The organism is Zhihengliuella halotolerans (assembly GCF_004217565.1).
Classification (GTDB): Bacteria; Actinomycetota; Actinomycetes; order Actinomycetales; family Micrococcaceae; genus Zhihengliuella; species Zhihengliuella halotolerans.
In genome coordinates, this window is sequence record NZ_SHLA01000001.1 from 2036017 (window position 1) to 2054975 (window position 18959).

The 18959-nt window shown below is 68.9% G+C and carries 17 protein-coding genes; 11 read left to right on the forward strand and 6 right to left on the reverse strand.

The genetic code is table 11. The annotated features are described in order from the left end of the window. Positions 1-210 precede the first annotated feature (210 nt). A complete protein-coding gene (locus EV380_RS09265) occupies positions 211-2460 on the forward strand; it encodes a S9 family peptidase (RefSeq protein WP_130450897.1) in 2250 nt (749 codons plus the stop codon). 64 nt (positions 2461-2524) lie between these two features. Here EV380_RS09265 and EV380_RS09270 read toward each other — a convergent pair whose 3' ends face one another. Further along, on the reverse strand, positions 2525-3385 hold the full coding sequence (locus EV380_RS09270; RefSeq protein WP_130450899.1) for a nitrilase-related carbon-nitrogen hydrolase: 861 nt from the start codon (positions 3383-3385) through the stop codon (positions 2525-2527). A 136-nt stretch (positions 3386-3521) separates the two neighbouring features. On the opposite strand from EV380_RS09270, the gene EV380_RS09275 reads away from it, so the two are divergent. Genes EV380_RS09275 through EV380_RS09290 form a run of 4 tightly spaced genes read left to right on the forward strand, consistent with a single transcriptional unit; the run spans position 3522 to position 6972 of the window. After that, on the forward strand, positions 3522-3743 hold the full coding sequence (locus EV380_RS09275; RefSeq protein WP_130450901.1) for a hypothetical protein: 222 nt from the start codon (positions 3522-3524) through the stop codon (positions 3741-3743). A 17-nt stretch (positions 3744-3760) separates the two neighbouring features. After that, on the forward strand, positions 3761-5200 hold the full coding sequence (locus tag EV380_RS09280; protein WP_242607563.1) for a purine-cytosine permease family protein: 1440 nt from the start codon (positions 3761-3763) through the stop codon (positions 5198-5200). Further along, positions 5197-6291 (forward strand): alcohol dehydrogenase catalytic domain-containing protein, encoded by a 1095-nt coding sequence (locus EV380_RS09285; RefSeq protein ID WP_130450905.1) that lies wholly within the window; start codon positions 5197-5199, stop codon positions 6289-6291. The genes EV380_RS09280 and EV380_RS09285 overlap by 4 nt, the downstream gene beginning before the upstream one ends. A 45-nt stretch (positions 6292-6336) precedes the next feature. Next, positions 6337-6972 carry a TetR/AcrR family transcriptional regulator gene (locus EV380_RS09290; protein ID WP_130450907.1) on the forward strand — a complete coding sequence of 212 codons (636 nt, stop codon included), beginning with the start codon at positions 6337-6339 and terminating at the stop codon, positions 6970-6972. Here EV380_RS09290 and EV380_RS09295 read toward each other — a convergent pair. Continuing rightward, a complete protein-coding gene (locus EV380_RS09295) occupies positions 6950-7372 on the reverse strand; it encodes a hypothetical protein (protein WP_130450909.1) in 423 nt (140 codons plus the stop codon). The two genes, EV380_RS09290 and EV380_RS09295, sit on opposite strands and share 23 nt — an antisense overlap. 150 nt (positions 7373-7522) lie before the next feature. Further along, positions 7523-8917, reverse strand: a complete 1395-nt coding sequence (locus tag EV380_RS09300; RefSeq protein ID WP_242607564.1) for a DUF3100 domain-containing protein — start codon at positions 8915-8917, stop codon at positions 7523-7525. Positions 8918-9114: 197 nt separating this feature from the next. Between EV380_RS09300 and EV380_RS09305 the strand changes: the two genes are divergently transcribed. Next, complete coding sequence (locus EV380_RS09305; protein WP_102157738.1) at positions 9115-10620, forward strand: chlorohydrolase family protein; 1506 nt, start codon at positions 9115-9117, stop codon at positions 10618-10620. On the opposite strand, the gene EV380_RS09310 is transcribed toward EV380_RS09305, so the two are convergent. The 3 genes from EV380_RS09310 to EV380_RS09320 form a co-directional block, all read right to left on the reverse strand. After that, positions 10614-11837: an amidohydrolase family protein gene (locus EV380_RS09310; RefSeq protein ID WP_130450911.1), complete on the reverse strand. Its 1224-nt coding sequence runs from the start codon at positions 11835-11837 to the stop codon at positions 10614-10616. The genes EV380_RS09305 and EV380_RS09310 overlap by 7 nt on opposite strands. 87 nt (positions 11838-11924) lie before the next feature. Next, complete coding sequence (locus EV380_RS09315) at positions 11925-12575, reverse strand: GntR family transcriptional regulator (RefSeq protein WP_130450913.1); 651 nt, start codon at positions 12573-12575, stop codon at positions 11925-11927. Positions 12576-12646: 71 nt separating this feature from the next. After that, the gene (locus EV380_RS09320) at positions 12647-13633 is read right to left on the reverse strand and encodes an ornithine cyclodeaminase family protein (protein ID WP_130450915.1); all 987 of its coding nucleotides are present in this window, start codon (positions 13631-13633) and stop codon (positions 12647-12649) included. 197 nt (positions 13634-13830) lie between these two features. On the opposite strand from EV380_RS09320, the gene paaI reads away from it, so the two are divergent. The 5 genes from paaI (at position 13831) to EV380_RS09345 (ending at position 18937) form a co-directional block, all read left to right on the forward strand. Continuing rightward, positions 13831-14283, forward strand: coding sequence for a hydroxyphenylacetyl-CoA thioesterase PaaI (gene paaI / locus EV380_RS09325; protein ID WP_130450916.1), 453 nt, complete (start codon positions 13831-13833; stop codon positions 14281-14283). A gap of 42 nt (positions 14284-14325) precedes the next feature. Continuing rightward, a complete protein-coding gene (locus EV380_RS09330) occupies positions 14326-15651 on the forward strand; it encodes a phenylacetate--CoA ligase family protein (RefSeq protein WP_130450918.1) in 1326 nt (441 codons plus the stop codon). A 29-nt stretch (positions 15652-15680) separates the two neighbouring features. Continuing rightward, a complete protein-coding gene (locus tag EV380_RS09335; RefSeq protein ID WP_102159110.1) occupies positions 15681-16310 on the forward strand; it encodes a TetR/AcrR family transcriptional regulator in 630 nt (209 codons plus the stop codon). A gap of 43 nt (positions 16311-16353) precedes the next feature. Beyond that, a complete protein-coding gene (locus EV380_RS09340; protein ID WP_130450920.1) occupies positions 16354-17082 on the forward strand; it encodes a nicotinamide mononucleotide transporter in 729 nt (242 codons plus the stop codon). 181 nt (positions 17083-17263) lie between these two features. Next, positions 17264-18937 carry a thiamine pyrophosphate-dependent enzyme gene (locus EV380_RS09345; protein WP_130450922.1) on the forward strand — a complete coding sequence of 558 codons (1674 nt, stop codon included), beginning with the start codon at positions 17264-17266 and terminating at the stop codon, positions 18935-18937. Positions 18938-18959: the final 22 nt, after the last annotated feature.

The window sequence follows — 18959 nt, forward strand, 5'->3', positions numbered from 1 at the left end:
AGCAAGCGCCCCGGGCGACCGGTCGCAAGTGATGAGGGCCACCTTCGAGCGGCACCGCTCTTGCGTATTTCTTGCGCTGATCCCGCGCTTTCGATTGCACAAGGCTCCGAGGGCTGCGCGCCGCCTCGCTACGGGTTACGGCATGCCGCTATCGGCGAACACGGCGCGCGCACCCGCGCGGAATCGGGGCGTCTGCAGTTGAATGGGTCCATGAGTGAACCCACGCTGTCCGCCAGCTCCCCCGCCGAGCGCGGCCCGTCCCACGCCGAGCTGGCCGTCGCCACCACGACGACGCCGCACGCCGGCGCCACTCCCCCGCGCGCCAAGAAGGTGCCGACCGAGCGCACCCACCACGGCGACACCTTCGTCGACAACTACGAGTGGCTGCGCGAGAAAGACAACGCCGAGGTCGTCGCGCACCTCGAGGCCGAGAACGCGTACGCCGCTGCCGCGACCGAACACCAGCAGCCGCTGCGGGACGCCATCTTCGCCGAGATCAAGAACCGCACCGAGGAGACAGATCTCTCCGTCCCTGCCCGGAAGCGCGGCTGGTGGTACTTCACCCGCACCGAGGAGGGCAAGCAGTACTTCGTCCAGTGCCGTGTCGCGGCCGCCGACACAGGTGACGCGCGTGCCGACTGGACCCCGCCCGTGATCGAGAGCGGAACGCCGATCGACGGCGAGCAGGTCCTGCTCGACGGCAATGCCGAGGCCGAGGGCCAGCCCTTCTTCTCCCTCGGCGGCATGGCGGTCTCCGAGGACGGGAACCTGCTCGCGTACGCCGTTGACAACGCCGGGGACGAGCGCTTCGCCCTCCGCGTGAAGGACCTGCGCACGGGCGAGCTGCTCGCCGACACCGTGGAGGGCGTCTTCTACGGTCTGGCCTTCTCCCCGGACGGCGAGCGCGTGTACTACACGGTCGTCGACGACACGTGGCGCCCGCATCAGATCAAGGTGCACGTCCTCGGCACCGAGGCGATCGACGACGTCGTCCTCTTCGAAGAGGGGGACGCGGGAATGTGGACCGGGTTCGACCTCTCCCCCGACCGCACGGAACTACTGATCTCCGTGGGCAACTCCGAATACTCGGAGTCCCACACCCTGGACATCTCGGACCCCGACGCCCGGCCGCGTCTGCTGCTCTCGCGCGACGAGCGCGTGCTGCACTCAATGGACCCCGTCTCGATCGACGGGCGCCGCCACTACGTCGTCACGAGCAACCGCACCCCGCACGTCGAGAAGGCGCCGAACAACATGGTCTCGCTCGTCGCCGACGCCGAGTTCGCCCGGCCGTTCGCCGAGCAGGAGTGGGCCACGGTGTTCGCCCACCGCGACGACGTCAAGATCGAGGGCACGGCCGTGACGGCGACCCACCTGCTGGTCGGGCTGCGCCGGGACACGACCGAGCGCGTGCAGATCCTCCCGCTCGTCGGTCTGGGCACCGAGGCCCAGAGCGAACCCGTGGAGCCCGCTTTCGACGAGGCGCTGTACACCGCCTCGCTCGCCGGTGCCGACTTCGAATCCCCGCTCGTGCGAGTCGAGTACACCTCGTTCCTCACGCCGCCGCGCATCTACGACTACGAGCTCGCGACGGGCGAGCTGACCCTGCGCAAGGAGACGCCGGTCAACGGCTACAACGCCGACGACTACGTCGCCGAGCGCGACTGGGCGACGGCGGCCGACGGCACGCGCATCCCCGTCACCATCATGCGCCACGCCTCGGTGGCCGCGGACGGCAGCAGCCCGGCGCTCGTCTACGGGTACGGCAGCTACGAGATGAGCATGGATCCGACCTTCGGGATTCCGCGCCTCTCCGTGCTGGACCGCGGCGTGGTCTTCGTGATCGCCCACGTGCGCGGCGGCGGCGAGCTGGGGCGGTCCTGGTACGACGACGGCAAGAAGCTCGCGAAGAAGAACTCGTTCACCGACTTCATCGCGGTGACCGAGCACATCGTCAAGGCCGGATGGGCGGCGCCGGACCGGGTCGCCGCGATGGGCGGTTCGGCGGGCGGGCTCCTCATGGGCGCCGTCGCGAACCTCGCCCCGCAGCTGTACCGGGCGATCGTGGCGCAGGTGCCGTTCGTCGACGCGCTGACCTCGATCCTCGACCCGGACCTCCCGCTGTCCGCGCTCGAGTGGGAGGAGTGGGGCAACCCGATCGAGGACGCGACCGTGTACAAGTACATGAAGTCCTACACCCCGTACCAGAACATCGCCCCCGTGCCGTACCCGAAGATCGCGGCCGTCACGAGCCTCAACGACACGCGCGTGCTCTACGTCGAGCCGGCCAAGTGGGTGCAGAAGCTGCGCGAGGTCACGACCGGCACGGAGCCGATTGTCATGAAGATCGAGATGGACGGCGGCCACGGCGGAGCCTCCGGGCGCTACGAGGGCTGGAAGGACCGCGCGTGGGACTACGCCTACGTCCTCGACGCGCTGGGGGCAACCGAAAAGGTCTAGGGCCGCGGCACCCTCCACGCCGCGCTGAGGCCGGGCGCTCCCCGTTGCGACGGGGCGCCCGGCCTCACTCGTTCCGCAGCCCCGGCCGGTCCACATCGACGAGGTAGGTGTTCAGCCGCCGCGCCGCGTCGATGCTCGCCGCGTCGACGCGCACGACGGCGACACCCTCGCCCGCCTCGATGAGGGCGGCGTTGCGCCCGTACGGCGTCGCGATGCAGCTGTGCGCCGTGAACCCGGCCGCCGCGTGGTTCGCGTACGCGATGGCCACACCGTTCTCCAGTGCGCGCGCCGGGACCTGCAGGAGCGATGTCTGCGTCGCGTCGTAGCTCCAGGCCGGGCCCCGCCCGGGTTCCTGATGGTGGAGGGCCGGGACCGCAGTGGGCACGAGGAACAGCTGGGCGCCGGCGCGCGCGCCGTGCCGGACGAATTCGGGGAACTCCACGTCGTAGCAGGTTCCCATGGCGCAGCGGAGGCCGTTGAACTCGAAGACGGACCCGTAGCCGAGCGTCCCCAGGTGCGCGCGTTCCGCTGCTCCGAACAGGTGCGCCTTGAGACTGCGGGCGAGCTCGCGGCCCGACGCGGAGAAGAAGGAGGCCGCGATGTAGTGGCGCGGGCCGCCGTCGTCATGCCGCGTCTCGATGGTGGACCCGATCACCGCGATGCCGCAGGCCCGGGCGAGGCCCGCGATCGCGTCGCGGATCGCCGCTCCGTCGTGGCGCCACGCGCCCGCCGGATCGTAGCCGGTCGCGAACAACTCCGGGGTGACGACGACGTCGGCGCCCTGGCCCGCCGCGCGCTCGATCAGCGCCGCGAGGGTCGACAAGTTCGCTTCGATATCGCCGACGACGGCCTCCGCCTGGGCGACGGCGACGGACACCGATGCCCCCGTCTCGGGGCTCTCTTCGGCTACGTGCACTTTTCTCATGCGGCGGGTTCCTCTCGTGTGACGCCTGCCGGACCCCTCTTGACGAGACCCCGATCACAGGCAACACTATTAAACCAAATGCGATTTGGTTTGTGGGCATCGGGCCCAGCACGCATGACACACAAGGAGCGCAGACATGTCGCCAACAAGTCAGCCACGAAAGGATTTCGTGGACCGGATGGTCGCCGGCGGCACGCCGCGGCCCGTTGCGGTCGAGCTCGAGCGGCGCATCGAGATCATCGACTCCGCTGAGAACTCCCACGACGGCCGCGGCGTCCTGACGCCGCGCGAACTGGCCCTGTACGTCGGCGTCACCGTCGCCGCCTGCCTCATCGGGGTGGCGGTGATGGCGCTGTGAGCGGACCGGGCACCGGCGTGGACCAGAATCCAGGGGTATCCGCCGACCTCGAACGCGAGAAGACCATCGGGACCTTCCCGCTCCTCTCCGCCGAACGGACCTGGTCCGGATGGGACTTCACCTGGGTCAACACCGCGCTGGCCATCGCAACCTGGGCCTTCCTCGTCGGCGGGTCCACAGCGCTGCTCGTCGGGTTCGCCGATGGCATCGCGGCGATGCTCATCGGCAACGCCATCGGGCTCTGCTTCATGGTGCTGGCTTCCGTTCCGGCCTCGCAGCGCTACGGTTCGGAGCAGTACACGCTGCTCCGTGGCGCCTTCGGCATCGTCGGGGTGGGCGCGATCGTCTTCACGATCATCCTGATCACCGAGATGGGCTGGTCCTCGCTGCTCGCGGTCATGGCGGGCCGGGCCACGAGCCAGGTCGTCGGCGCCGCCGCAGGGACCGAGCTGGACCAGTACGGCCCGCTCGTGACCGTCGGTGCGCTGGCCGCGATCGCCATCGCGTGGTTCGTCCTCTCCCGGGGTCCCGTGACGATCGGCCGCCTCAACAAGTACGTCGCACCCGGTCTCGCCGTGGTCACCGTCCTGATGATGATCGTCCTCGTCTCCGCGACCAGCTGGGATTCGCTCGCTTCCGCCGGCCCGCTGGCGCCGTTCGACGACGACACCCTGAATTTCATGGTCGCCGTCGAGTTCAACGTCGGGGTGGGAGTGTCCTGGTACCCGGTCATGGGCTCTCTGGCGCGCATGACAAAGCACCGCAAGGCCGCGCTCTGGCCGGCCTACGGCGGCCTGCTCGTCGCGACGCTGATCGCCCAGGCCGTCGGCCTCGCGGCCGCGCTGACCATCGGCGATTCCGACCCGACCGTCTGGATGGTGCCGCTCGGCGGTCCCGTTCTGGGCGCGGCCATCCTCGTCTTCATCGGGTTCGCGAACATCACGTCGATGTCTTCGATCGTCTACTCGACGGTCCTCGCACTGAGACAGTCGTCGGGCCGGCTGTTCGCGCGCATCCCATGGAAGTACCTGACCGCCGCCTTCTTCGTGCTGCCGGCGATCATGGCGTTCTTCCCGCAGTTCATGTACGAGCAATTCATGACGTTCGTCCTCTTCTCCGGGGCGTTCCTGACCTCGATCTGCGGGGTGGCCTTGGCCGACTACTTCGTCCTCCGTCGCCAGAGCCTCGACCTGCGCGAGCTCCATCTGGCCGGCCGCGGAAGTCTCTACGCCTTCTCCGGAGGGGTCAACTGGGCGGGCATCGCGGCCGTCGTCGTGGGCGCCGCTTTCTACCTCTGGCTGTACAACCCGATCACCTTGGAGACGCTTCCCGCGTTCTCCGTCATCACGGCGACACTGCCGGCGGCCGTCGTCGCCGCTGCGTTCTACCTGATCGCCTTCCGCCTCCTCTACCGGGGACGCCCCACGCTCCCTTCCAACACCCAGGAGACTCCATGACCACCATCTCGCGTGCCGCTCTGCACGTCGGCTCCCCCGTCCTCGACCTCGTCGATGTCGACGTCAAGGATCCGGGCCCCGGAGAGATCCTCGTTCGCATGGGCGCGTCGGGCGTCTGCGGTTCGGACCGCCACGTGCTCGACGGGGACTGGCGGATGCCGTCGCCCACCGTCATGGGCCACGAGGGCGCCGGAACCGTCGTCGCGGTCGGCGATGGAGTCACGACCGCGCGGGCCGGCGACCATGTGATTCTCGCGTGGTTCGCACCCTGCATGAAATGCCGGGCCTGCGCGGCCGGACGCACGTGGGTCTGCACGGGTTCGCACTCGGAAACCTGCCTCCTGCCCGACGGGAGTTCCCCCATGACCCGCGACGGGGAACCCGTCTACCCCTATCTGGCGGTCGGATCAATGAGCGAATACACCGTGGTTCCGGAACAAGCGGCGGTGGTCGTGCCCGACGGCGTCCCGTTCGAGATCGCGGCGCTGCTGGGCTGCTCCGTCTCCACTGGTTTCGGCGCGGTCGTCAACGACGCCGGGGTGGAACCGGGCCGCGCAGCGGTGGTGATCGGCGCGGGCGGCGTCGGGCTGAGCATCATCATGGCCCTGGGCCTCGCCGGTGCGAACCCGATCGTCGCCGTGGACGTGACCGACGAGGCGCTGGAACTGGCGGCCTCCTTCGGAGCCACCCACCTCGTGCGGGCCGGCGACGACGCGGCGGCCCAGATCAGGGAGGCGACCGACGGGGGCGCCGACTACGCGTTCGAGGCCATCGGCCGTCCGGAATCCATCGCCGGCATGCCGGAGCTGCTGGCCCGCGGCGGGACCGGCGTCGTCGTCGGGCTTCCCCCCGAGGACCGGCCCGTGGCCATCGACGCGCTCGCGTTGGCCGAAGAGGGCAAACGCCTCATCGGGTCCAACTACGGATCCACGGTCCCACGACGCGATTTCCCCCTCCTGGCCTCGCTCTATCTGGCCGGGAAACTGCCCGTGGACCGTCTGATCACGCACCGCGTCGGCCTGGACGGCGTCAACGGGGCGTTCGACGCGATGCGCGCGGGAGCCAGGGGCCGCACCGTGGTCGTCTTCTGAGAAGGTTGCGGCAGGTGGCGGGACGCGGTCTGAAATACTGACGACATGCCGCGTCCCGCTCAGAACATCCTCTCGCCCCGAATCATCGCCGAGGCGGCTCTGGGGCTCGTGGAGCGCCAAGGCGATTTCACGATCCCCGGGATCGCGAAGCAGCTCGGAGTCAACGCCTCCTCGCTGTACCACCACGTCAAGGGCGGCAAGAACGAGATCATCGACCTGATGCGCGCCGTCCTTTACGAACGAATCGACCTCGCGCCGTTCGCGGCAACCGATCGCGATTGGCGCGACCGATTCGCCGAGTGGGTCCGCGCCTACCGGGCCTCCATGGCGATCTTCCCCGAGGCGCTCTCGCTGCTGGTACGCAAGCCCGTGGACGATGAGACGACGCTCAAGCTCTACAACGCCGCTTTCGAGCTCCTGAACGAGGCCGGGATCCCCACGGAGGACCAGGTGGACGTCCTCACGTTCTTGGACATCCTCGTCCTGGGTTCGGCCCTTGACTCCATGGCGCCGACCCCGCTGTGGATCCCCGACGGAGCCGAGGTTCCGGCCCTGGCCCGCGCGGCGAGCCACGGCGATGACCCCGACCGCAGTCTCCGGGGCCTCGAGATCGCCATCGCGGCGGCGGCTGAGTACATCCTCAGGCTGGGGCGGGAAGCTAGTTCCAGTCGCGGTAGCTGAACAGGGCGTCGATCGCGTAGCGCTGCTCCTCGAAACCGGGCCTGGCGGCGCGCAGATCCAGCACGATGTTCTTCCATCGCCGCCCGTCGTCGCCGAGCAGGACCTCCCAATACTCCGCCTCGCCCACGCTGCCGAAACGGAGGTAATCGCCGACGTCGGTCCGCCACGCCTCAACGCAGGGCAACGATTCGTCGCACAGCGACGCGGTCGATTCAACCGGATGGATCCGGGCATCGGAGGTCACCAAGTCGGCAGCCGTGATCGTGTGGAAGGCGCCGAGGTACCCGGCGACGCCGACGGCGGCGCCCGCCGCGAGGAGAGCCGCTGCGCCGGCGGCCGCCCCGATCATCCACCTGCGGCGCGCCCGGTGCCGGTTCGAAACCGGCGGAGTGTCGATCACGTGTTCTCCTCGTCGTCGACGGCGGCCGTTTCGGCACGCCATGCGACAAGTATCGCCGACGGGTCGACGCCGGGCTGTGACGGCTCGCGGCAGAACGAAGGCCCGGCGCCACCGCCAGGTGTCGCCGGGCCTTCGCCCCTCATCCTCCGGCTAGAGGTTGATGACCATCTCCGCCAGGAGGACGGCGGCGATGAAGGTCGAGGAGAACGTCATCATCGCGACGATGACGATCTTCCAGTTCAGAGTCTTGAGCGCCTTGACGTCTCGACCGAGGTTCAGGCCCAGGAGGGCGATCGACGCGAGGCCGACGAACAGCGCGTCGAGATGCTCGGTCACCGCCACGACGGCCGGCGCCGTCGGCATGAACGGGGCCGTGACCAGCGTCGCCAGGGCCAGCACCCAGACGCTCGGCGGCACGGAACGGAACTTCCGGGCCAGGAGGAACGCCACCGCGGTCAGGCCGCCGAGCACCAGGATGCCGGCGACGTCGGCCGGACGGATGCTCTTGGTTCCGGCGAAGTTCAGGAGCAGGCCGACGGCCAGCGTGACGCCGAACGCGAAGATCCAGGTCCTGGGTTTCATCCTCACTTCCGGATCCACGACGACGGCCGAAACATCCACCTCCCGGGCTCGCCGCTCGGCGGCTTCGGCCTTCTTCCCGCCCAGGCGGCGCCCCTCGTCGTCCCGGCGGAAGACCTTCGACCAGAACTTGTAGAGCCGCTGCGCCAGCGGAAGCGACAGGAAGACGCCCGCGTAGAAGCCGACGAGATTGGTCACCAGGTTCGACAGCGCGGCCAGCGCCAGGATCTCCCCCGCGCTCTCCGGGTAGATGATCGACAGCGCCGCGACGCCGCCCATCATCATCGAGCCCGATCCGAGCCCGAGCCCGAGCGCCAGCGCACGGGGATCGAAGAGTCCGGTACCGCCCAGCAGGCCGGCCAGCAGCGACACGAAGACGGCGCCGAACACGCTGCCGAGCAGCCAGACGGAGAACACTCCGCGGTAGATGGGCGACTTCACGCCGAACTTCTGCAGGGCATAGGCCAGATAGGACTCGCGGTCGATCGCCCAGGTGGCGCCGATCGCGACTCGTCCGAGGCCCAGTCCGACGGCAACCGGCAGCGCGAGCAGCACGGTGCCGAAGATGTGGCCGACCTCCTGCAGGATGATGGCCGGCCCGATGTCGGTCAGCTCCACAAGGGCCGGTCCGACGTTGACGCCCAGAGCAGCAAGGAACAGGACGATGCTGACATCGAGCAGCACCGAGGAGACCGCACGGCTCTCGCCCGAGAGCGGCCGCAGCCGCTGGACGCCGATCACGGCGCCCAGAAGGACGGCCCACAGGATCGGCATGAGCACGATCGCCGCGTTCCCCACCTCGATCTTGTGGGTGCCGAGCAGGATCGCCACCACGCAGATCGCCGTGGAGAGGACGATCATCAAGCCCCACTGCCGCGCGGTCGGCGTGAACAGCCGCGATCGCGTCCGGGTCGGTTCAGCGGCTACAGACGCCGCGTCCACCTCCGTGGTGGATTCCTTTTCCATGCCATGCCTCTCGCTGATGCCGGACCGAAGGCCCGCACTCCCGTTTTGGTATACCTAACTGTAAGCTGGATCACGTCGACGAACAAGGCGGCGATTCGGAATTTCAAGCACCAGCGGCGCTCGGCAACGGTGCCGCCCGCGGTTCACGCCCATCAACTGCTAGCTTTGGCATACAAAATTACGGCTCTGGAGGAACTTTGATCACCCAACTCACGGCCCGGTACATCCTCGGGTTCGATGGGACGCAGCACGTGCTCGTCACCGACGGACACATCGTCCTGCAAGACGACGTGGTCCTCTATGTCGGCACCGGATACGACGGTCCCGTCGACGAACGTCGCGACTTCGGACAGAGCCTGATCACGCCCGGACTGATCGACCTCGACGCCCTGACCGACATCGACCACATGATCTTCGACTCGTGGCCCACACCGGAGACCGCCCCGGGGCTGCAGTGGTCGCGGGACTACTTCGAGAACCGCCGGCGCGACGTCTTCACGCCCGAACAGCGGCAGACAGTGCGCAGGTTCGCCCTGGCCCAGCTCGCGCTGCACGGTGTGACCACCTACATGCCGATCGCCTCGGAGATCCACAGCTCCTGGGCCGAGACCTTCGACGAGCTGAAGGGCATGACGGAGACCAGCCTGGACATCGGGCTGCGCGGATTCCTCGGACCCGCCTACCGCTCGGGCATCAATGTCACCGACGACGACGGGCAGCGGGTGATCCTCTTCGACGAGGAGGAAGGGCGAAAGGGTTTCGAGGACGCCCTCCGCTACCTCGACTACGCCGCGGAGCTCGACCATCCGCTGGTGACCGGCGTGCTCCTGCCGTGCCGGATCGAGACGCTCTCCGACGAGCTCATGCGCTCCACCGCGGGCGCCGCCGTCGAACGCGACGCCCTGGTGCGCCTGCACTGTCTCCAGTCCCCCGCCGAGGACGGTTTCCTGACCCGGCTCACGGGCCGGACCACGCTGGAGCAGCTGGTCGACTCCGGTCTCCTCGACGCCCGCATCCTCATCCCGCACGGCATCGTCATCGACGCGCTCGAACCCGGCGCCACCGAGGACGGTGCGCCCCTGGACGTTCTCGCCCGGAAGGACGTCAGCATCATCCACTGCCCGCTGACAAGCTTCCACTACTCCTCGGCGCTCAAGTCGTTCGACGCCTTCAAAGCGGCGGGGGTCAACATGTGCCTCGGCACGGACTCCTTCCCGCCAGACCTCATCAAGGGCATCGACGTCGGGACGCACCTGGCCCGCCTGGCCGAAAAGCGGCTGGACGCCGGCAAGATCTCCGATTTCTTCGACGCCGCGACGCTCGGCGGTGCCCGGGCGCTCCGGCGCGAGGACCTCGGCCGCCTCTCCCCCGGAGCCCAGGCCGACCTGATGGTCGCCTCCCTGTCCGACTTCCGGGACGGAACCCTCGAGGATCCCCTGCGCACGCTCGTGCTCAACGGTTCGGCCCGCAACGTCACCGACACGTACGTGGCCGGCCGCCCCGTCGTCGTCGACGGAGCACTGCCGGGAATCGACCTGGAGGCGCTGCGGGCCGAAGGGCAGGCGCTCTTCGAGCAGATGGTCGCGGCGTACTCCGAGCGGGATTACCGCGGGCGCGACGCCGGGGAATTGTTCCCCGGCGTCTACCCGTCGGCGGACGGGGTGCGCGAGGCCGTCCGGATTGAGGAAGGCGCGGCTCAGTAACTCTTCGCGACGGAGAGGACCTTCAGCCCGTCGGCGACGACGCGGCCGTCGTGGATCACGGTGCGATCGGCGCCGCGGTCCATGACGGTCGAGGCGATCGTCTCGCCGTCGACCAGCACCAGGTCGGCGCGGTCGCCGACGGCGAGGCCGGGCCGATCCGCCACGGAGGCCAGCCGCGGCACGTCGCGGCTCATGATCGAGGCACCGCCGATCGTCGCGATGGCCAGCGCGTGCTCGATCAGCTCGTCCTTGCGGAAGCCATTGACGAAGGACAGCTGCCAGGTCCGGTCGAGCAGGTCGCAGTTGCCGTAGGGGCTCCAGTAGTCGCGCTGGCCGTCCTCGCCGAGGCCGATCCGCACGCCAGCCACGGTCGATGCGGCGATCGGCAGGTGGTCCGTGACGCTCGGCGCCACCGTGGTCCAGGAGATGTCGAGCTCCGCGAAGGTCTCGATGAGCCGCCGCGTCGTCGCTTCGTCGACGCCGCCGAGCCCGAAGGCATGGGAGATGTTCACCTTGCCCTGCATGCCGAGTGCGCGCGTGCGCTCGGCGATCAGCTCAGTGGAGAAGACACCCATCGTGCCCAGCTCGTGGAGGTGGATGTCGACGTCCACCTGATACTTCTCCGCCAGATCGAACACGATGTCGAGGTGGCGCGCCGGATCCCGGTCGAGCTGGCACGGGTCGATCCCGCCCATGACGTCGGCGCCGGCCCGCAGCGCGGCCTCCAGATACGTCTCCGTCCCCGGTTCCCGCAGGATCCCGGCCTGCGGGAAGACCATGATCTGGACGTCGGCCGCGTCCGCGAACTTCTCCTTGGCGGCGACGACGGCCTCGTACTTCTCGAGCCTGCAGTCGACGTCGACCTGCGCGAAGGAACGGACCCGCGTGGTCCCGCGGGCGATCATGCGCTCCAGAGTGCCGGCCACGCGCTCGTTCAGCCCGACCTCCGCTTCGCGCCAGTTCGCCCGATCGTTGCTCATCATGGCCCACACGCCCGGCCCGCCGGTGTGCTCGCGGAAGGGCAGTCCGATGCGCGTCGAATCGAGGTGCACGTGCACGTCGGAGAAGGAGGGGATCAGGATGCGGCCCCGCCCGTCGACGTCGTTCGCGCCCGGCTCGCGTTGCGGATCGTGCGGGACGACCGCCGAAATCCTGTCGCCCTCGAGATGGACGTCTGTGGCTTCTGCCGCCCAAGGGCGGACATTGCGGATGAGCACGGGGCTTCCTTCCCGACGGATGTTCAAGGCACGCCTAAACTGTATACCAAAACGGTGCGTGATGAACCCGGAGAATCCGCCGCACGGTCAGGCCAGGCGGTGTCCCGTCGCCTCCGCGGCATTGGCGCGGCTGGTCTCGAGATGTGCAAGAACCAGCGGTTCCACGCCGCCGACGTTGCGGCTCGCGATCGCCTCGTAGAGCTCCGCGTGCTCCTGCGCGATACCCTCGAGGTCGTCATGCTGCGACAGGAGCCAGCGCATCCGAGCGGAGAGCGACGCCTGCACCTCGAGCAACAGTTCGTTTCCGGCCATTCGCGTCACGATCTCGTGGAAGCGCACACCAGCGCGGCGGGCCTCCCGCGCCTCGCCCGCAGCGGCCGAGCGGACCTCGTCGTCGAGCGCCTCCCGCAGCTCGGCCAGCGCGCTGCGCGTATGCCGCTGCGCCGCCAGCTTGAACGTCAGGACCTCGAGCGAGGCGCGCACCTCGATGAGATCGGCGATGTCCGAAGCCGTGAATTCGCGCACGATGGCCCAGCTCCGCGGACGAGGGGTCACGATGCCCTCGGCGACGAGGGCCTGCAGGGCCTCGCGCACGGGCAGCCGGCTGACGCCGAGCTCCAACGCGAGGTCGCGCTCGACGAGCTTGCTGCCCGGCGCGCGTACTCCGTCGATAATCTCGTTGCGAATCCTTTCGGTGACGCGCACCGCCTCCGACGTGAATCCGGCTCCAGCCGCCACAGTCCCTCCATCTCCCCGTCGTTCAAGCGTTGAGTCGCTCCTCGAGATCCTAGGGTATCGGCGCCCCGGCGCTAGTTCGACATGTCGACGTCGTATCCGAGCCCCAGCTCGCGGGCGCGGTCGTAGGCTAGGCGCCCGACAGCAAGATCCTGAAGACCGATGCCCACCGAATTGAAGAGCGTGACGTCGTCATCGCTCACGCGCCCGATGACGTCGCCGTTGATGACCTGCCCGAGCTCCCCGACGATATCGGTGCTCGAGATCGCGCCGTCGGCGAGCGCCAGCAGATACTCCCCGGACTTCGCCTCGGCGGTCCCCCGGTGGTCGACGACCACCCGGGCGCGGGCCATGCCCGCGGAATCGATCTCCCGCTCCCCGGGCCGCGGGCGGGCGCCGACGGCGTTGACGTGCTGTCCGGGGCGGAACCAGTCGCCGCGCACGATCGGCTCGACCGAGGGCGTCAGAGTGCACACGACGTCGCTCTCGGCGAAGACCTCCTCGACACTGCTGGCCTCATCGACCTGCAGCCCGTGATGCGCGACGGCGTCGCGGAACCCATGGACGCGTTCGCTCGTGCGCGACCACACGACGATCCGCTCGATCGGCAGGACGCAGAGCATGGCCTCGACGTGAGCCACCGCGAGCGCCCCCGCGCCGACCAGCCCCAGGACCCGGGAACCGGGGCGAGCCAGATGCCTGCTCGCCACCGCGCTAGCCGCCGCCGTGCGGATGCGCGTCGGCACGCGGCCGTCGAGGATGGCCAGGGTTTCGCCGGTGACGTGGTCGCTGAGCATGATCGTCGATCGCTGCGTGGGCAGCCCCCGCCCGGCGTTCGAGGGCACGTCGGCCAGCAGCTTCACGGAAGCCAGCTCCTCCGCCGCGGCCACCCCGGACATCACGAGGAAATTGGAATCGGCGGGCGCGACCTGCATCGCCAGCGGGGTCGGCTGAGCGGCGGACCCGCGCGCGATGGCGCCGAAGACGCCCTCGATGGCCGCGACGGTTGACGGCATGTCGATCGCGGCCTGCAGCGACGAGGCCGTGAGAATCAATGTCATGGGACCAGCCCTCTCCGGGACGAGTTGTTTACAGGCACAGCTTATCGCAGTTTGGTATGCCAAATCTATGCACGCCTCCCTCCGAGCCCCTCGAGTCGACCCCGGAGATTCGTCACAACCCGCCTCGATACTTGACGCAGCTCACACTTTCGGTGTTACCTAATGATCGTTCGGTAAATAATTAGGGAGGTCCGCTGATGGCAGAGGCCACAACCGAGGACATGCACGGCCGGCCCATACTGGACCACCCGATCCTCGCCGACGACCGCACCGCCGCCTGGCTGGGCCTGAAGGTCCTCCACCTCGACGACGGCCACGCGAGAACCAGCATGGAACTGCGCGAGGAGATGCTCAACGGCTTCGGCATCGCGCACGGCGGAATGATCTTCGCTTTCGCCGACACCACGTTCGCCCTGGCGTGCAACCCGCACCACGGCAGCGCCGACACGATCACCGTCGCCTCCGGCGTCGACGTGAACTTCCTGCGCCCCGGCATCCCGGGCCGCACCCTCACCGCGATCGCCGACCGCCGCGCCACCAGCGGGCGCAGCGGCCTCTACGACGTGCAGATCCTGCAGTCGGTACCCGGCGGCGAAGACGAGCTGCTCGCCGAATTCCGCGGCCGCTCCCGCACCATCCCCAAACGCTGAACCCCCGACCCACCACGCATGCGAGAGACGAGGCACGCAGCAATGACGCAAGCACCCGCCGAGACCATCCCGGATCTGCCCAACCCGCTGGATCCGGAAGAGACGATGAGCCGGGATCAGATCGAGTCGATCCAGCTGACCCGACTCCAGGAGACCCTCGCCTACGCGTACAACCGCGTCCCGTTGTACAAGGAGAAGTACGACGACGCCGGCGTGCACCCGTCGGATCTCAAGGAGCTCACCGATCTGGCCAAGTTCCCCTTCACCGAGAAGGAGGACCTGCGCCGGACCTATCCCTTCGGCATGTTCGCCGTCCCGCGGGAGGAGGTCGCCCGCATTCATGCGTCCTCCGGCACCACGGGTCGCGCCACCGTCGTCGGATACACCAAGAGCGACCTGGAGAACTGGGCGCGTCTCGGTGCGCGTTGCCTGCGCCTCTCGGGTGTCAAGCCCGGCTGGCGCGTGCACAACGCGTACGGCTACGGACTCTTCACCGGCGGGCTCGGCGCGCACGCCGCCGCCGAACAGCTTGGTGCCACCGTCATCCCCATGTCCGGCGGGCAGACCGAAAAGCAGATCACGCTCATCCAGGACTTCGCCCCGGACGCGATCCTCTGCACGCCCACCTACCTGCTGACGATCGGCGACGCGATGCAGCGCGCCGGCCTCGACCCGCGGGCGACGTCGCTGAAGAAGGCCGTGCTCGGCGCCGAACCGTGGACCGCCGAGATGCGCCGAGAGCTCGAGGAGATGTTCGACCTCGACGCCTGCGACATCTACGGCCTCTCCGAGGTCATGGGCCCCGGCGTCGCCGGCGAGTCCGACGAGTTCAAGGACGGCTCCCATATCTGGGAGGACCACTTCCGGCCCGAGATCGTCGACGCCTTCGACGAGACGCGAGTCCTCGGCGACGGCGAACACGGCGAACTGGTCTTCACGTCCCTGACCAAGCAGGCCCTCCCGATCATCCGCTACCGCACCCACGACCTGACGCGCCTGCTGCCGGGCACCGCCCGCCCGGCGCACCGGCGGATGGGGCGCATCACCGGCCGCAGCGACGACATGATCATCCTGCGCGGTGTGAACCTCTTCCCGACCCAGATCGAGGAGCTCCTCCTCAAGGTCGACGGCCTCTCCCCGCACTTCCAGCTGGAGATCACCCGCCCCGGGCGCATGGACCAGCTGGCCGTCAAGGTCGAGCGCCGCGACGACTGCAGCTCCGATCGGGCCGCAGCCGCCGCAGCCGAACTGCAGAAGCTCATCAAGATCCATGTCGGCTCCACGTGCCGGATCGACGTCGTCGACCCGGAGTCCCTGCCGCGATCAGTCGGCAAGCTCAAGCGCATCCACGACCTGCGCGAGAAGTAGACCGGGACCCGCGTGAAAGAATAGAGACCATGCCCACGACGACCGACACTGAATCCGGCCACAACGACGGCGCGCGCCGCGGCCGGCCCGGCTACGATCAGGAGACCGTGCTGAACATCGCGGTGCAGGTCTTCAACAAGCACGGCTACGACGCCACCTCCATGGGGACGCTGGCCGAGAACCTCGGCATCAGCAAGTCGGCGATCTATCACCACGTGCCGTCGAAGGGCGACCTGCTCCGGCTCGCCCTCGACCACGCGCTGGCCCCGCTCGAGGCCGTCGGCGAGGACGAACGCGCACGCGCCGGCAGCGCTGGCGAGAGGCTCGAGTTCTTCCTCCGCGGCACGATCCGCGTCCTCGTCGAGCGCCAGCAGTACGTCACGCTGCTGTTGCGCCTGCGCGGCAATACCGAGGTCGAACGTTCGGCGCTCGAGCGCCGCCGCGCGATGGACCGCCGGCTCTCCGACCTGGTCGTCGCGGCGCAGCAGGAAGGGTCGCTGCGCGAGGACATCGACCCGCGCACGACCACGCGCCTGCTCTTCGGCACCATCAACTCGTTGGTGGAGTGGTACCGCCCGGACGGCCCGGTCAGCGCCGAGGCGCTCGAGGAGCACGCCATCGGCATGATGCTCGACGGCCTGCACACCCGCGGCAAGTAGACGCGTCGGCAGCGCACAGCCTTCGACGGTAGGATGACTCGTCGTGGATGAGCTCTTCAGTACCCTTTTCAATCAGCCGTTCGGCACCGACTCCGGAACCCAGGTCGCGCTGGCGGCGATCAGCAGCCTGCTGACCGCTGTCGCCCTCATGCTCCTGGCCCACCGCAACGACCTCGGTTGGTGGGCGCAGATCCTCGCGGTCTTCGCCGGCCCGCTCGTGCTCGCGCTCTCCTTCGGCTACGAAGGCCTGTACTTCGCGGTCCCGGCCCTGGCGGTCGCGGCCTACGGCCTGTGGCGTTTCAGCTCGTTCGATCTCCGCGGCCGCTTCACGCGCGCCGTCGCGCCCGCGCCGCTCACGGCCGGCCGGGTCCTCACCGGCGTCGTTGTCGCGCTCCTGCTCACCGCCGCCCAGTGGGGCCCGTTCCTGTTCAACGGCTATGCGTTCGGGGCGGCCACGGGCCGCATCTGGCTCGCGTACGCGGCCACGGCCGTCGTCACGGCGGCGTTCGTGGGCATCGCGAACGGCGTGCGCGCCGCGTGGATCGCCGTCGTCATTGGCTCGGCGGGATCCATCGCCACCCTCTTCGCAGGCACTCCCCCGTTCGGCACGCTCCTGACGCTCGTGCTGCAGCTGCTCGTCGCCGGCTACGGGTTCTTCGTGTGGGGCGCGCTGCGCCGCTCCGGCGCCGAGCCGGGCGGGCCCGGCTCGGCTGCACAGCACGACGACGGCGGCTCGGCGGCCGCCTATCCGCCCAGCCCCTACCGCGACTGAGACCCGCCCCGGTCGGTGCCGGCGACGGCGTCGTGCCCGCGCGCTTTGTGCCCCACGCGCGTCACATGATGCGCGCGGGGCCTGCTTTTCGTCACAGCTACCACCCTGCTTCGTCCCTGACAAGCCTCTTGCGGTAATTTGGAGTGGTCCCTGACTTTCAATGGCGAAAGGCACTACCTCCATGACTGAAACGCTTCCGGCCGATCTGGTCGGATCCGTCGACACCCCGACCAAGACCGCCGGTCACGTCATCGTCGACACGCTCGAGGCCCACGGCGTCAAGCGCACCTATGTCGTCCCGGGCGAGAGCTACCTCGACGTTCTCGACGGCCTGCACAATTCGGAGATCGACACAGTCGTCTGCCGCCACGAGGGCGGCGCCACCTATATGGCCGAGGCCGACGGCAAGATGCACCAGGTGCCCGGCGTGGCCATGGTCACCCGCGGCCCCGGCGCCGCCAATGCCCACGTCGGGCTGCACACCGCGTGGCAGGATTCCACACCGCTGGTCCTCTTCGTCGGCCTCATACCCTACGAGCACCGCGAGAAAGAGGCCTTCCAGGAGTTCGATCCGAAGGCCTGGTTCGGCACCGGCGCGAAACGCGTCATGGTGCTCGACCACGCCGAGCGCGCCTCGGAGATCGTCGCCGAGGCGATGTTCGCCGCTGTGTCCGGCCGGCCCGGTCCCGTGGTCGTCGGGCTGCCGGAGGACATCATCAAGAAGCAGGTCCCGGCCCGGCTGCACCCGCCGATCCCCGTTGCCTACGGCGGCATGACCGTCGCCGACTGGAAGTCCCTCAACGAGGCCCTGAAGGAGTCGGAGAAGCCGCTGTTCATCTTCGGCGGAAACGACTGGACCGACGAGGGCGCGGCCGAGTTCACGAAGTGGCTCGAGTCCCACCATCTCCCCGCCGCCGCCGAGTGGCGGTGTGAAGGCACGGTCCCGTTCGACTCCCCCTCCTACGTGGGGCCGATCGGCTACGGCCGCCCGAAACCGACCTACGACCTGCTCGAGGAGACCGACCTGCTGGTCTTCGTCGGCACCGTCCCCGGCGACGTGATCACGGACGGCTTCAACATCCGGCAGAACTGGGACCAGAAGAACTTCCTCGTCACGATCGACCCGTCGCTGCGCGGTCGTTCCGGCCCCGTCTCCCACCAGATCGTCGCGAAGCCGGACGTGTTCGTGCGCGACCTCGTCCGCATGGATCTGGACGTCAAGGAGTCCTGGAAGGAGTGGACGGGCCGCATGCGCGGCGAGCAGGAGAAGTTCGCCGCGCTGCCGGACGCGGCCCCGGGCGAGGGCCAGGCGCGCATGGCTACCCTCATGGCCAACCTCGTCCCGAAGCTGCCGCACGACGCCATGGTCACCTTCGGCGCCGGCGAGCACACCAACTGGGCGCACCGCTACTTCCCCACCAACGGCTACGCGTCGATGCTCTCGGCCCGCAACGGCTCCATGGGCTATTCGATTCCCTCCGCCGTGGCCGCGTCGCTGAACTACCCGGGCCGGACCATCGTGTCGATCGCCGGCGATGGCGAATTCCTGATGAACGGCCAGGAGCTGGCCACCGCCGCGCAGTACGGCGCGACCCCGCTCGTCGTCGTGATGGACAACCAGGAGTACGGCACGATCCGTACGCACCAGGAGCGCGACTATCCCGAGCGCGTCTCAGGCACCCAGCTGCTGAATCCCGACTTCGCCAAGATGGCGGAGGCTTTCGGCGGCTTCGGCGTGCGCGTCGAGCGCGACGCCGACGTGCCGGCGGCCGTGGAGGCCGCCCTCGAGGCCAGCAGGAACGGCTCCTTCGCACTGATCCACATCATCGTGGAGCAGCGCGTCAAGGCCTACTAGGCCGCCGCCACACACACCAGCC

What these genes read in the sequence shown, in the direction of transcription:
- EV380_RS09330 (WP_130450918.1), top strand. Translation starts at nt 14,326, where the DNA reads ATGACGCAAGCACCCGCCGAGACCATCCCGGATCTGCCCAACCCGCTG.
- EV380_RS09275 (WP_130450901.1), top strand. Translation starts at nt 3,522, where the DNA reads ATGTCGCCAACAAGTCAGCCACGAAAGGATTTCGTGGACCGGATGGTC.
- paaI (WP_130450916.1), top strand. Translation starts at nt 13,831, where the DNA reads ATGGCAGAGGCCACAACCGAGGACATGCACGGCCGGCCCATACTGGAC.
- EV380_RS09290 (WP_130450907.1), top strand. Translation starts at nt 6,337, where the DNA reads ATGCCGCGTCCCGCTCAGAACATCCTCTCGCCCCGAATCATCGCCGAG.
- EV380_RS09320 (WP_130450915.1), bottom strand. Translation starts at nt 13,633, where the DNA reads ATGACATTGATTCTCACGGCCTCGTCGCTGCAGGCCGCGATCGACATG.
- EV380_RS09335 (WP_102159110.1), top strand. Translation starts at nt 15,681, where the DNA reads ATGCCCACGACGACCGACACTGAATCCGGCCACAACGACGGCGCGCGC.
- EV380_RS09345 (WP_130450922.1), top strand. Translation starts at nt 17,264, where the DNA reads ATGACTGAAACGCTTCCGGCCGATCTGGTCGGATCCGTCGACACCCCG.
- EV380_RS09270 (WP_130450899.1), bottom strand. Translation starts at nt 3,385, where the DNA reads ATGAGAAAAGTGCACGTAGCCGAAGAGAGCCCCGAGACGGGGGCATCG.
- EV380_RS09285 (WP_130450905.1), top strand. Translation starts at nt 5,197, where the DNA reads ATGACCACCATCTCGCGTGCCGCTCTGCACGTCGGCTCCCCCGTCCTC.
- EV380_RS09265 (WP_130450897.1), top strand. Translation starts at nt 211, where the DNA reads ATGAGTGAACCCACGCTGTCCGCCAGCTCCCCCGCCGAGCGCGGCCCG.
- EV380_RS09300 (WP_242607564.1), bottom strand. Translation starts at nt 8,917, where the DNA reads ATGGAAAAGGAATCCACCACGGAGGTGGACGCGGCGTCTGTAGCCGCT.